Source organism: Okeania sp. SIO1H4 (assembly GCF_010672695.1).
Classification (GTDB): domain Bacteria; phylum Cyanobacteriota; class Cyanobacteriia; order Cyanobacteriales; family Microcoleaceae; genus Okeania; species Okeania hirsuta.
Genome location: NZ_JAAHGB010000023.1, coordinates 16975 through 30095, shown reverse-complemented (window position 1 = coordinate 30095; position 13121 = coordinate 16975). Strand labels below are relative to the sequence as shown.

Below are 13121 nucleotides of genomic sequence, written 5' to 3'. Positions count from 1 at the left end.
CAAGAGTTAGTATCAACAAAAAATACAATAATTATTGCACCTGTTAGTAGTATATCGCCATGATTATCCCCATCATAGCAAATCATTTTTACTTTAATTTATTGAATAAATTTGACAACATTTCAACTACCTTTAAATTCAATTCAGAGGAGTTTCAACAATTAATAATTAATAATTAATTATTGCCTCTCCTTGAAAAGAAGAGGATTGACTCAAAGGATTTTTTTTTTCTTTTTCCCCTTAAAAGTGGAGGCTTTAAACCACAATTTATCGGTAAAACTACTGCCAACGATATCTTTAATTACTGGTTTCTAATGATTGGGTAATTGTTACCACCAAATCTGCTAAAACAGGTCATTTCAGTTATCAGTTATCAGTTGTAAAAAAAACTCAAGCGATCGAGAAATTGTTAAAGAAATTACGAGCAAATTAAGTAAAAATTTTTATAATACTAAATCTGGTTGAAAATCTTACCGAAAAATTAAGGTATAAAGCCTCTCCATTCATGGAGAAAAAAGCGGTCGTTAGCGCAGCTTCCCGAAGGGTGGGATGGCGAGGTCTCCTCGCCATATCCAATCGACCAAGAGAAGAAAAAAATTCCTTTTAACCCAATCCTCTTCTTTTCAAGGAGAGGTAATTATAAATTATAAATTCTTAATTCTAAATTCTTGAACTCTTTCCTTTTCTCCTCTGGCTTTTCCTGTATTAAATATCATCTAGAAACAGCAAAAAATAAAATTAGTTAAAAAGTCAACCATTCACAAGAAATAATCGCATCAATAAAATCGTCAGATAAAGCAATAAAATCAGAATATGTAATTAATTTAATACTTTGTTTATCCACTTTTGATAATAAATCTTCCAAAGGTCTTCTATCTCTAGGAAATACACTATCCCACAGATAAAACATTAACTTATTTTCTATAGATTCTTTCGTAACTTGATTATCTTCAGACTTCAAAAACCAAACCCCAATTTGTTTATCTTCAATGCGGCGAATTAGATGATGATTGACCTTAATAAAATCATTCAACTTATTCACAAAAGAAACCCATTTCTCATCCCTACCTTCGATCGCTATATCTTTAATTTTTTCTATCCCATAACCAGGCACATCCACATATTCCCAATCCCATCTCCGTTTGAAAGCACTATCTAAATAATAAATCGACTCATCCGAAGTATTAATCGTCGCAATAATCGATAAATTTCTAGGAATAGAAATTCTCTGACTTGTCAAATTTTCTAAGACCCTTAAACCATCCTGATTATTACTCATTTCTAAATTCATCTTTGTCATCTTACAAAAAACATCAAAATTACTTCCATCCACTTGTATATTTTTATCAGTTGTTTGAGCATCATACCCCATAGAACCTAACAAAGCCACTATTTCTAACTCTGATAAATTGACATCATAAGTTGACCAATTATCTGTTTCTCTATCTAATAATTGAAAAATCGGACCGAATATAGCAGCAGCATTACCTCGGTTTAATTCGTCAATTACTAACAGCACATTCTCATTACTATTATTAACTAAATGTTTGTAAGCTAATCCTAATGCTCGTAAAAAATGACCTTGATAAAATTTATATATAACCGAACTGCCGATAGTCTGTGGCAATAATTTTCCTACAAAATCAGCATAAGTATATTCAGGATGAAAGACTGTTTTAATTGTGTTTTCTAATGATTTTGTTTGTTCATGCCATTTAATTCCCAACGAATTAGTTGCTATCTCTCGCACTTTATAACTTTTGCCTGTACCTGGGCTACCAAATAGAATTTTCTGAATAGGTCTAGCAGTTATATTTTCGTTGTGCATAAAATATCTTGGAATATATTGAAATTAGGCAAAATGGGTCATTTCAGTTATCAGTTATCAGTAACAATTTCATACTTTTTATCTATATGCTTGAATTTTTGACAAATTATTTAACACTGCTATTTTTTTGAGTATTTATTATTTAGAATAAGCTTTGAATAATTATATAGTAAGTATCATCGCGATATAGAGACCAGAAATAAATTTTGAATAAACGTTAGTCTGAGAAAGTACATCCAAAACTTAGTTATTTCAACTTTTCTTTATATATTTTTACTAAGTAGTTAAGCAAAATTAATTGTATATTTGATAGTCAGCTTAAATAAGTAGGAAAAATTATTTTTAGATTGACTACTCAAATACAAAAGTATATTTTATTCCCTATTCCCTGTTCCCTGTTGTATAGAAAATATTAAGGCAACAGACAATAGGAGTAATAGTTTCAAATTTTTAACAAAATTATTTCTAACTAAAAATTTACAAAAAATAATAACGGTGCGTCACTGCGCACCGCCAGCTATAATTTATATAGCGCCTCACCAGTATGAAAATTGCTATATATATAATTTAACCAAGAAAATAATCAGGCTAAAGATTGACGCATCGGAGTACGACCATAAGGATGTCCCTTGTAACTAATTACGATTTGATGAGCTAACCATAAATCTAAACACCGACGCATTAATAGGTAGCGATCGCGCCAAAGTTGATGGCACTTTTCCGTAGATGGGCAGTCAATCACCATTACTACCCTAGACCCAACTAACTCGCGGTTTAACTGACAACTGTCTAAATCTATAGGACTACGAGTCTGAAACCGTTCAATTGCGACAGATTCTATATTATTCATCTAAAAATATTTCGGTAATTTGGAAACCCTTAGCTTTCGCTAGGGGATCAATAAAGATCGGCCATAGCCGAAACGAGAATGTTATAGGTCGGTATCATGTCAAAGGTACTGGCTTAACCCACTATGCCTGTTTAACCATTGAGTTCTAGAGGATAGGACTGGCAGAGAGAGCATCTCAAGATAGGAACTTTAACACTAACCTGTAACTTAGACTGCAAATATCTAAGGATAGTCAGGTGTTGGCTGGCAAAGACTTCAAGCAGTCTATCCAAGCCCTTGAACTTTAGTCCTGGGATTCCTGACTACATATCTTTATTGATTATAAAATAAATATAAAGAACTTTGGGAATAATGTAAAGCGGAAATTTTTCTAATTTATGGTTTTCTTGCTGTCAAAACAGATACTTTTTCTTAAAACAAAAGTCAAAAATAAAAAGTCAAAAGTTTTAATTTGATTGAAAATTGATATAGCAGGCAACAGGCAACAGTGGGAAAAGTATTTCTCTGTCTTACGGTTCATCATTAACATCAGTCAAACACCAACTCGTTCCTTGCTATACATTTTATTTCGGATAAAATTCTTAAAAGTCAGTATAGATAAAGAAAAAAAGTCTATGGCTGAGATGAAAGTTACTCAAAATGCGCCAGCTTTCGATCAACGCTATCCTAAATATTGAGATATATCAGATTTTCCCTATCGGTAAAGCAGTCGAAAGAAAGGTGAGGACAGATCAAAAGCAGAACACTCAGACAACGCCAGATTTTTCCTTCTGCCTCTCTTGGTGCGCATTCCCTCTCTTGGTCAGCATTCCGCAAGCGAGCTGGCGTCGTCGCGGGGTCTGACCGCTTGCGTCTGTCGCCGACGCGGGGTCGCACCGCTTCTGCCTTCTGCCTTCTGCTATAAAACAAACATCAATCCAATCATTGGGAGGCCCCGTGTTATCTAGCCTGACAGCAACTAATTCTCGCCGAGCTGAAATAGTCGAAATTGTGTTCCGCAATGGTTGGGACTATATGAAAACCCTCCTCACAGGGGGCAAAACTGGCGAACCAGATATACCAACACCAGAAGTTCTACGCAATATTCTTGTAGATTTAGGCCCAGTATATGTAAAACTTGGCCAGTTACTCAGTACCCGTCCAGACCTATTACCAGCAGACTATATTGACACCTTGTCAAGTTTGCAGGCCAATGTACCAGCAGTACCTTGGTCAGAAGTGGAAATCTTAATTCGTCAACAATTATCCCAACCTCTAGAAGAAATATTTAGTGATATTAATACTGAGTGTGTAGCAGCGGGTTCCATCGCTCAAACTTACAAAGCGACTCTAAAAGACGGTACAGAAGTAGCTCTAAAAGTTCAACGTCCAGGTATTGACAGAATAATTGACAAAGATACATCCCTGCTAAAAAGTTTAGCTGAATTAGTTTCATTCACAGATTTTGGCAATGACTACGATATAGTTTCTCTTGCGGAAGAGTTTAGTGTTGCTCTGAAAGCTGAACTTGATTTTACTAAGGAAGCTGCTTATACCGATGAACTACGTCGAGACTTATCTACCAGTAAGTGGTTTGATCCCAAGCAAATAATGCTTCCGGAAGTATATTGGGAACTAACAACTCCGAAAATATTAGTTCTCGAATGGTTGGATGGTAAACCTATCTTATCAGTGAAGGTTAAAGGCATTAACAATAATGGGGATGTAGATGCAGAAAAGCAGGCACTCTCTACATTATTATGTCGTGCTTTCTTTCAACAGTTTTATATCACCGGTTTCTTTCATGCCGATCCTCATCCTGGCAACATATTTTATCTGGAAGATGGACGTATTGCTCTACTAGATTGTGGAATGGTAGGTCGTCTCGATCCTCGCAGTCAGCAGAATTTAACGGAATTATTATTAGCGATCGTCGATCTAGATGCTAAAAGATGTACTCAGTTAACTTTAGAAATGGCAGAAGTTGCTCAACGGTCAAATTTAGCTAAGTTGGAAAATGATTACAGCAAAATGCTGCGAAAATATTACAATCTCAGCTTATCTGAAATCAACTTTTCTGAAGTATTTTATGACATCTTACAACTGTGTCGTAACAACAAAATTAAATTACCAAGTAATTTAGGTTTATATTCTAAAACTTTAGCAAATTTAGAAGGAGTCGCTCGTAGTTTTTATCCCCAAATTAATCTTTTGGATGAGATTAAACCATTAATGACTGATTTATTTCGGCGACAGTTATTAGGTGACGATCCGGTGCAAACTTTATTAAGAACAGCTATTGATGTGAAGAATTTATCTTTAGAGTCGCCTCGTCAACTAGACTTATTTTTAGATAGACTTACTTCTGAAACATTGAAGTGGAATTTGACTTTAAAAGATCTTGAACCTTTGACTCGTAGTGTAAATAAGTCGGCTAATAGACTATCTTTTAGTGTAGTTGTAGGTTCGTTAATTATTGGTGCTGCTATTGTAACTGCAGGTTCTCAAAGTAGTCAGTTATCTGTATTAAGTGAAGCTTTATTTGCAGTAGCTAGTTTTCTTGGGTTGTGGTTAATTATTAGTATTCTTCGTTCTGGTCGTTGGCGAGAGTAAATACAGTTAGAAGAAGGAAGAAGGAAGAAGAAAGAAGGAAGAAGGAAGGGTGCATCTCAATTTTGAATAAAGCCAAAAATTTATCGCTTTTAGGCAACAGGCAACAGGCAACAGGCAACAGGGAATATACAGGAAAATAGTATTTTTGCAAATATGAGATGTATCCAGAAGGAAAGTACATTAGTCTATAGATCAATACCTTATGAGTTTTGGTTTTATATGAACCGTATTGAATTATATTTCATAATCTGAACATAATATTAGGGAGTATTTGTAGATGAATCTAAATATTCTTGATTAGTTAAATATGTTTCAATATTTTCTAGGATTTGTCTCAAATACTTCACTACATTATTTTTGATTTTTATTAGTTCATCAGCACTTTTCTCTTTGCCTACTTCGGCAAAAGATTTAATGCCATGCGCTAAATCATTTCTATTAGTCTTTACTGTCAATAAATCGCTACTATCAGTTTTTGTGTCTGCAGAAAATCCATATTTATCTGCTGTTTTTTTAATCTGTTTAGCATCAATATTTCCTGAGAATAGTTTTTTTCTATCAAATCCAACTTTAATAATATCAAGAGAGATATCTACAATTATATGATAAACTTCACTAGAGCTTTTATTCTTGAGGTTTTCCAGAACAATTTTCTTTAGTTCCGGTCTAATTTTGTTGAATGAAATACCTTGACTTTGCAATTCATCAAATATTGCTTCAATAGCGTCTCTCATTGTGGATTCTATTAAATTGTCAAGCAGTAAAAAAGCACTTGCTTTCAAAGTTTTTATTAACTCAGAATCAATTTCCTTAATTTTTGCTTTTCCTTTACCTTCCATTGCCAATTGAATAGTTCCTTGTTCTAAATTCTTGAGAAAAATAAAATACTTACTTACTTCTTTAGAACGTTCCTTAAAGTCTTGAAATAATATACTTGTCATTATTTATCTAACAATTGGTCTCGTACATATTCAATCCGACGAATAACTTTTTTCCTTGAACTACTTGCATCGCCTTTTGTGTAATTTTGAAAATTACTCTTGCTAGGATTAAGCAAATCATCTCCTCGATACTGAAGATTACTTTTTTCTCTCAAAGCAAGAGCAACACCCACAGAAAGAGATTCAAATTTAATCCTAGTAGTTGTTTGATTTGATTTTTTACCCGACCGAAAACCATTCGGAAAATGTTTTTCCACAAAATCTATCATTGTTTCAAATTCATCCCGCATTTTCTTTAAGTCTGTATTTTTATCTTTGTTAGTTTTTTCCAAAAATTTATCCAGAAATTTACTTACCCCCACTTTACTCTCAAAATTTTGATAATTATTTAAAAAGGCAAAAAAACGTAAGACAAATTCTTGAGGATCTCGTCGGGCAATAGCTGCATCAGAAAACAAACAAAGCTCTCGAAACTTGGGTAATTTTGATAATTCTTCAACTATATCGGTAAATTTTCCAGGTAATATACCTCTACGTTTTTCCATTTCATTTAACTCAACACTACCTGTATTAATCCGTTCAAACAAATCTCTTCGTGTTTCCTCATCCGCATCTTCAGTAAGTTGAATCATCCGAATAGTAGCTCTATTGAAACGTCTCTGACAAGAAAGAGGTAAATCCTCAAATCTAAAGTCATTTAATTTACCTAATTTAGATAAATTAGTCAGTTTTAACTCATTATTGATAAATTTAGCCAAAGTACGGATACGTTGCGTACCATCTATTATTTCTAAACGAGCTTCATTTTCTTCATTTTCTTCATCATTAATATCAGCAACAAATATATAAGGTATTGGTAATCCTAAAAGTACAGATTCAATAAATTTTGACTGCCGGGATTCATCCCAAGCCATTTCCCTTTGATAATCAGGAATAAATAACTCATTAGTATCGTTTTCTATTCCTTTCATATATTTCTGAGTAAGAACTTCTACTGGATATTCTTTTGTGTCATAGTTAACACGCTTTTGTTTTACCCTAATTTCAGCTTCAGCAGCTTCTTTTTGTGCGTTAGTTATTTTTGTTTTACTGTTAGTAACTTTCGACTTTGATGGCATATTTTTGTTTTAAGTAGTTTGTTTAAACCTGAAAGTATATTATAACAGTCGAAAGAAAGGTGAAGACCTATCAAAAGCTTAAAACTCAGACAAAATCTGATTTTTCCTTCTCTCCTAAATAACTAAAACTTTCTTCCTTCTGCTATATAACTTCAGAGACTATTCATCAAGTAAATATTTAAGATAATCACAAACAAAAAATACATCTATTCTGTAAAAAATATTTTCTCTTTTGATATAACTGTCATTTTTTGAGGTGCATCTCAATTAAGGGATAAATAATTATATTCAACAAGAGGGAATACTCAAACCACTTGGTGAATTTACAGGTAAACTCAGACTATAGAGCATCCTGATTTTTGGGGTGCATCTCATATTTACAAAAATACTTTTTTTCCTATTCCCTATTCCCAGATCAGGTGTTCCCTAAAAGCGATAAATTTTTGGCTTTCTTCAAAACTGAGATGCACCCATTTTTTCTAGTGCTAATGACCAATAATATCCAGTAGAAATTTCACCTATTGACAGGACAGGAATCTACTATTGTTATTCTTTGATATCTATAGCAAGCTAGAATATATGATAGAAATAATTCTAAAATTTAAACAATAAAGTTATGACAAACCAACAAAACCAAATTACCCAAACTTATGCTCAAGACGATGCCCAACAAATTCTACAAATTGCCCTAGCACGTCGCTCTGAAGGAGGCGAACTAACAAGAGCACAAGTATTAGAAATTGCTCATGAAATGGGTATTTCTCCAGAAGACTTAGCAGCAGCAGAACAGGAATGGCTTTCCCACCGGAGTGAATTTCAGGAAAAACAACTTTTTAATCAAGTTCGTCGAGACAAATTAAAGCAAAGTTTGATTAAATATGGCATTGTAAATTCATTTTTATTGTTGCTGAATTTAGTAACTGCTCATACTCTTTCCTGGTCTTTACCAATTTTATTATTGTGGGGATTATGGTTAGCTTTAGATGCCTGGAAAACTTTTCAAATTGAAGGAGAAGAATATGAACAAGCTTTTCAAAGATGGCGTTTGAAAAAACAATTAGGTCAATCTTTTGGCTCTTTAGCAAATAAAATTTTAAAAAATTTATAGTCTTGAAAATAAATTGAGATACTTCCTAAATAGACATCTTCAGAAAATAGGGAATAGGGAATAGGGAATAGGGATAAATAATTGATAATTTCTGTACGATAATTGATTTTATTTTTTATTATTGGAGATGTCTAATTATATATAGGAAAGAGAAGGTTTGTTTGATTAATTAAAACCATGGAAAATTACCCCTAATTCCTTACCTAACAAATAAGCGATCGCTCACTTAAATTATTTAAAAAATCAATGCCTATTCAGAAAAGAGGGAATAGGGAATAGGGAATAGGGAATAGGGAATAGGGAGAAATAACTGATAATTTATGTACGATAATTGATTTGATTTTTGATGATTGGAGATGTCTAATTATACATAGGAAAGAGAAGGTTTGTTTGATTAATTAAAACCATGGAAAATTACCCCTAATTCCTTACCTAACAAATAAGCGATCGCTCACTTAAATTATTTAAAAAATCAACGCCTATTATTAGTGTTCAAACGTTTTATTGAAATCAATAAAACACACTATGAAATTTATTAACCCCAAAATTGATTACGCCTTTAAAATAATCTTCGGATCTGACCAAATTAATGAACAAGAACACTTAAGCGTTAGCATAAAAGTCAAACAACGCAAGATTTTTTCTTCTTCCTTCTTCCTTCAAAATAAACAGAAACGATCGCCCACCTCAGTAATTAAGAGAGCGATCGCGTCAAATTTATTACTAATTTTTTGACAAAAAACCCAATATCAAACTGATGATTTACGCATCCAAAATAGAAACAGTAACTTCACCAGAATTATCATCTTCATAAACATCAAGAAATAAAGCACTAACTGTAATTGTTTCTTTTACTTCCAATGTAATCGTATCATCATATCCATTTAAAGAAGACCATGTAGCTGAAGTTTCAACATTTGTCTTCAAGTTAACAAATTTGCCACCATATATCCAGAGTAACACAAATGGTTCATCACCCATGCCACTACCATAGCTAAATGATCCACTCTTAATCCGCAAAACATACATACCAGGATCTAAACTTGCAGATGCAGCCTCTTTCTGCAGGTTTTCCATCCATGTTTTGTCTACTAATAAACAGTTCTTCTTACTATCAACAGTCAAGTTTTTCATGTTACTATCTCCTCTTTGATTAGATTATGTATCAGTTTTTGGCCTGTTTTAAACAGATTCAATTGAGCTTACCTGCCACTATTATTACTGGAGTAAGCGTCAATCATATTATCACAATACAGCCCATAGGAAAATAACAAATTTAATTAGTTAGACATTTATCAACTAAACTATTTTAAACATCTATTTTTGCCCAAAATTTCATCCTTCATCTTTGAAATCTGACTCCCAATTAGCTAGATAAGCAATTATAATAACTTCTATAAAAATTAATAATTAAAGCACCCTGAGTAATGAAATTCCATATAAAAAAATTAGACTAAAATCCTAAGCATTCAGCTATCAGTAAAAAGATTCTCTCCTTAAGGAGAGTGTTTAAATTAAAATAGACTTTAAGGGCAAAGGAAGCAACTCTTGTAGTAAGACAATTAATAAAGCTTTTATCCTAAACTAAAAGTAATAGCTGATAGCTGATGGCTGACTGCTGTTTGCGCAGCATTCCGGAGGAAATGCTTACCTAAAATCTTTCAATTTGTCGTGCTTCATCTGACAGCTTTGCTTCTTTTTGACCGATAATTCTTGCCCTACCATTTAACAAACCAATAGGAGTATCAAATAACTCTACCAATTCTGCTTTACCTGATATTATTTTCATCGTTGTTAGAGGCAACTCTTTTAATAACCACCTACTCAAACGATACACATACTCTTTAGTTTTAAACTCTCGCATTAAATCGATACCGTGCAGTTCATGCAAATATTTATTTGACTTTCCATACCTGCGCCATTGACTTTGTAAATCTTTCCAAGTTGAACGATGACGATGTTTAACTACGGCATTTTCTACAAACTTAAACTGATAAGAAGTTTCCCGTAAAATACGCCAACAAATATCAGCATCTCCACCCGTCGTTAAGTAAGGACGAAATAATCCTACCTCTACAAAAGCTTGCTTTCTAATAGCTAAATTAGCAGTTTGACCATAAGGACAAAATGAATTAGCTAAAGTATGTTTTTGAGAAAGAGTCTCTTGTTTATCTGCATATTTTTCTAATAAACTGTCCCCAGGTAAAGCAAGTATTTCTCCTACGACAATGCCAATATTAGAGTCAGAAAATGGCTGAATTAAATTTTCTAACCATTGAGGTTGAGGACGACAGTCGCCATCAGTGAAAGCAAATATCTCGCTACTCGCAGCACGAATACCAGCATTGCGAGCAGCATAGGAACTTTGAATTTGATTTTCAGTGACTAGACAAATTGTAATTTGATTTGACTGTGCTGCTGCTTCAATTAGTGATTTACTCTGATCGCCACTATTATTATCTACGAGTAAATATTCTACTTGGTCAGCGGGATAGGTTTGCGACCGCAGACATTCTATCAAGTCTGGCAAATCTTTCTCACCATTATAAATTGGTACAATTACCGAAACTTTTGTCATGATCGGTTTTTCAATTAATAATTTATATCATGTCCGGATAATTAGACATCTTCAGAAAAGAGGGAAAAGGTAACAGGGATAAATAATTGATAATTTATGGATAAGAATTGATTTTATTTTGGATTTTTACCAGATGTCTATTAGTGATAAAAAAACTTTCTCCTTTTCCCGATCTTCTTTCTTCCCTCCTGACTCCTGACTCCTGACTCCTGACTCCTTTTTTTTAAAATAAGCACAAGCTAGCCAAAATGGCACTAACTGAGTAAAAACATCCCACCACTTGAGTTTCCGACCAACCAGATAATTCTAAATGATGATGAAAAGGAGCCATTTTAAATAAGCGTTTGCCTACACCATCAGGTCCTTTTGTTGCCTTGTAATAACTCACTTGAGCAATAACCGAAAGAGTTTCTATTAAAAAAACCACACTAAGAATTAACAATATCCATAGAGTATTAGTTAGTAGAGCAACTGCAGCTAAACCTCCACCCAAAGCTAACGACCCCGTATCACCCATAAACACCTTAGCAGGATTGCGGTTATGAACAACAAAACCGAGACAACTACCACTCATGCAAGCACAAAAAATCATTAACTCCGGAGCAGTAGGAGCTAAATAAGCAGCTAACCCTAAAAATGCAACTGCTCCCAAACCTCCCATCAAACCATCAACACCATCAGTAAGATTGGTAGCATTACTTTCTGCAACTAAAACAAAACCTGCCAGAGGCCAAAATAGTAATCCTAAAGATAATTGTAAACCAAATGGTAAAGCAATATTAGTAACTGTACTAGGTTGACTCCATGCTAGCCATCCACAAAATAGCATTGCAAAACCCACCTGCAAAGCCAATTTCATTTTCGGAGATATTCCCTTATTAGACTTACGTTGCAAAATTCTCCAATCATCCAACCAACCAATAAAACCATAAGCTAGAGTCATTGCCGATACTGCCATGACATCTTGATGAAATTTCGATAATAACAGAGCGATCGCTACTCCCACCGGAACAAAAAATATACCTCCCATAGTTGGAGTACCTGCTTTTTGTAAATGCGCTTGGGGGCCATCCTCCCGGATTATTTGTCCAGCTTTAAGTCTTCTAAGTATGGGTATAACCCAATACCCCAAACTTGCAGTTACTAGACCACATAGAATTAGGGGTAAGCTCAGAGATTCTATACCGATAATTCGATTAGCCATGCTATCTAAAATTAGGGCAAAAGAGCTTAACCCTAAACCCAGACCCAAAAATAAATTTTCTCCCGATAAAGCAATAGATTTGCTAAAAATGAGCTTATTTTGCATAAAAAATCTCCTCCACACACACTTTTTAATACTTTAGGTTTGATTAAATAATTATCAAATTCAGCTTTTAACTGAATAGCTTTTTAGTAATTACCGAATAATTAAGGTTTAAAGCCTCTCCTTTACAAGGAGAAAAAAGAAAAAATTTTCCCACTCCGCGTCAATCCTATCCGTTTTCAAGGAGAGGTAATAATTAATAATTAATTATTAATTATTAATTGTTGAAAAATATCTATTCACCAGAGTCATCGGCATTTCCTTCTAAAACATCATCATCACTAAAATTGTCATCTACAGCTATCAATTCTGAGATTTCCTCTTCCTCTTCTAGATAATTGTCTGATTCTGAAGGATCTCTAGGTAACATTCTGCCTGATGTTTCTAACCAGTCCACTATAGATGAGTCTCGTTGGGTAGGGATTACATCTGCCGGTTCATGGCGAGGTATTAGAAGCAGGGAGGGGTTGTAAACAAGAACTGGTTGTGACTGAGATTGGTTATTTCTACGACTAATAACTCCTACTGGTTTTCCTACTGGTTGTTCTACCTTTGCCTCCACCATACTTGGTGACACAACTACTGGTTGTGGATTTACTGTTTCCTGTACCGTAGTTGGTTGTGGAACTACTGGTTGTGGATTTACGGTCTCCTGTACCGTAGTTGGTTGTGGAACTACTGGTTGTGGATTTACTGTTTCCTGTACCGTAGTTGGTTGTGGAACTACTGGTTGTGGATTTACGGTCTCCTGTACCGTAGTTGGTTGTGGAACTACTGGTTGTGGATTTACTGTTTCCTGT

Annotated in this window: 13 protein-coding genes; 5 read left to right on the top strand and 8 right to left on the bottom strand. The window is 34.0% G+C overall.

Going from position 1 to position 13121, the window contains the following annotated elements:
- Window positions 1-742: 742 nt before the first annotated feature.
- The gene (locus F6K06_RS16930) at window positions 743-1828 is read right to left on the bottom strand and encodes a restriction endonuclease (RefSeq protein WP_124143339.1); all 1086 of its coding nucleotides are present in this window, start codon (window positions 1826-1828) and stop codon (window positions 743-745) included.
- Window positions 1829-2411: 583 nt separating this feature from the next.
- Window positions 2412-2678 (bottom strand): hypothetical protein, encoded by a 267-nt coding sequence (locus F6K06_RS16925; protein WP_124143340.1) that lies wholly within the window; start codon window positions 2676-2678, stop codon window positions 2412-2414.
- Window positions 2679-3133: 455 nt separating this feature from the next.
- Here F6K06_RS16925 and F6K06_RS16920 point away from each other — a divergent pair, with 455 nt between their 5' ends.
- The 3 genes from F6K06_RS16920 to F6K06_RS16910 all read left to right on the top strand — a co-directional run bounded on the left by F6K06_RS16920 (window position 3134) and on the right by F6K06_RS16910 (window position 5410).
- Complete coding sequence (locus tag F6K06_RS16920; RefSeq protein WP_124143341.1) at window positions 3134-3355, top strand: hypothetical protein; 222 nt, start codon at window positions 3134-3136, stop codon at window positions 3353-3355.
- 259 nt (window positions 3356-3614) lie between these two features.
- Window positions 3615-5270, top strand: a complete 1656-nt coding sequence (locus F6K06_RS16915) for an AarF/ABC1/UbiB kinase family protein (protein WP_124143342.1) — start codon at window positions 3615-3617, stop codon at window positions 5268-5270.
- Window positions 5258-5410: a hypothetical protein gene (locus tag F6K06_RS16910; RefSeq protein ID WP_161564337.1), complete on the top strand. Its 153-nt coding sequence runs from the start codon at window positions 5258-5260 to the stop codon at window positions 5408-5410. Before F6K06_RS16915 ends, F6K06_RS16910 begins: the two co-directional genes overlap by 13 nt.
- Window positions 5411-5530: 120 nt before the next feature.
- Here F6K06_RS16910 and F6K06_RS16905 read toward each other — a convergent pair whose 3' ends face one another.
- The gene (locus F6K06_RS16905; protein WP_124143343.1) at window positions 5531-6211 is read right to left on the bottom strand and encodes an MAE_28990/MAE_18760 family HEPN-like nuclease; all 681 of its coding nucleotides are present in this window, start codon (window positions 6209-6211) and stop codon (window positions 5531-5533) included.
- A complete protein-coding gene (locus F6K06_RS16900) occupies window positions 6211-7329 on the bottom strand; it encodes a DUF262 domain-containing protein (protein WP_287240481.1) in 1119 nt (372 codons plus the stop codon). Before F6K06_RS16900 ends, F6K06_RS16905 begins: the two co-directional genes overlap by 1 nt.
- A 616-nt stretch (window positions 7330-7945) precedes the next feature.
- On the opposite strand from F6K06_RS16900, the gene F6K06_RS16895 reads away from it, so the two are divergent.
- Window positions 7946-8437 carry a 2TM domain-containing protein gene (locus F6K06_RS16895; protein ID WP_124155027.1) on the top strand — a complete coding sequence of 164 codons (492 nt, stop codon included), beginning with the start codon at window positions 7946-7948 and terminating at the stop codon, window positions 8435-8437.
- A gap of 525 nt (window positions 8438-8962) precedes the next feature.
- On the top strand, window positions 8963-9172 hold the full coding sequence (locus F6K06_RS16890) for a hypothetical protein (protein WP_287308834.1): 210 nt from the start codon (window positions 8963-8965) through the stop codon (window positions 9170-9172).
- Between the two features lie 27 nt (window positions 9173-9199).
- Here F6K06_RS16890 and F6K06_RS16885 read toward each other — a convergent pair whose 3' ends face one another.
- The 4 genes from F6K06_RS16885 to F6K06_RS16870 form a co-directional block, all read right to left on the bottom strand.
- Window positions 9200-9514, bottom strand: coding sequence for a hypothetical protein (locus F6K06_RS16885; RefSeq protein ID WP_287240483.1), 315 nt, complete (start codon window positions 9512-9514; stop codon window positions 9200-9202).
- Window positions 9515-10088: 574 nt separating this feature from the next.
- Window positions 10089-11015, bottom strand: a complete 927-nt coding sequence (locus tag F6K06_RS16880) for a glycosyltransferase family 2 protein (protein WP_124155025.1) — start codon at window positions 11013-11015, stop codon at window positions 10089-10091.
- Window positions 11016-11238: 223 nt separating this feature from the next.
- Window positions 11239-12324, bottom strand: a complete 1086-nt coding sequence (gene mraY, locus F6K06_RS16875) for a phospho-N-acetylmuramoyl-pentapeptide-transferase (protein WP_287240486.1) — start codon at window positions 12322-12324, stop codon at window positions 11239-11241.
- A gap of 232 nt (window positions 12325-12556) precedes the next feature.
- Window positions 12557-13121: DUF3134 domain-containing protein (locus F6K06_RS16870; protein ID WP_287323274.1), on the bottom strand; the 565-nt coding region annotated here is incomplete at its 5' end.

Bases quoted from the DNA above. Each gene is read 5' to 3' on its own strand.
- mraY (WP_287240486.1), bottom strand. From the start codon at position 12,324: ATGCAAAATAAGCTCATTTTTAGCAAATCTATTGCTTTATCGGGAGAA.
- F6K06_RS16930 (WP_124143339.1), bottom strand. From the start codon at position 1,828: ATGCACAACGAAAATATAACTGCTAGACCTATTCAGAAAATTCTATTT.
- F6K06_RS16900 (WP_287240481.1), bottom strand. From the start codon at position 7,329: ATGCCATCAAAGTCGAAAGTTACTAACAGTAAAACAAAAATAACTAAC.
- F6K06_RS16880 (WP_124155025.1), bottom strand. From the start codon at position 11,015: ATGACAAAAGTTTCGGTAATTGTACCAATTTATAATGGTGAGAAAGAT.
- F6K06_RS16895 (WP_124155027.1), top strand. From the start codon at position 7,946: ATGACAAACCAACAAAACCAAATTACCCAAACTTATGCTCAAGACGAT.
- F6K06_RS16905 (WP_124143343.1), bottom strand. From the start codon at position 6,211: ATGACAAGTATATTATTTCAAGACTTTAAGGAACGTTCTAAAGAAGTA.
- F6K06_RS16885 (WP_287240483.1), bottom strand. From the start codon at position 9,514: ATGGAAAACCTGCAGAAAGAGGCTGCATCTGCAAGTTTAGATCCTGGT.
- F6K06_RS16925 (WP_124143340.1), bottom strand. From the start codon at position 2,678: ATGAATAATATAGAATCTGTCGCAATTGAACGGTTTCAGACTCGTAGT.
- F6K06_RS16890 (WP_287308834.1), top strand. From the start codon at position 8,963: ATGAAATTTATTAACCCCAAAATTGATTACGCCTTTAAAATAATCTTC.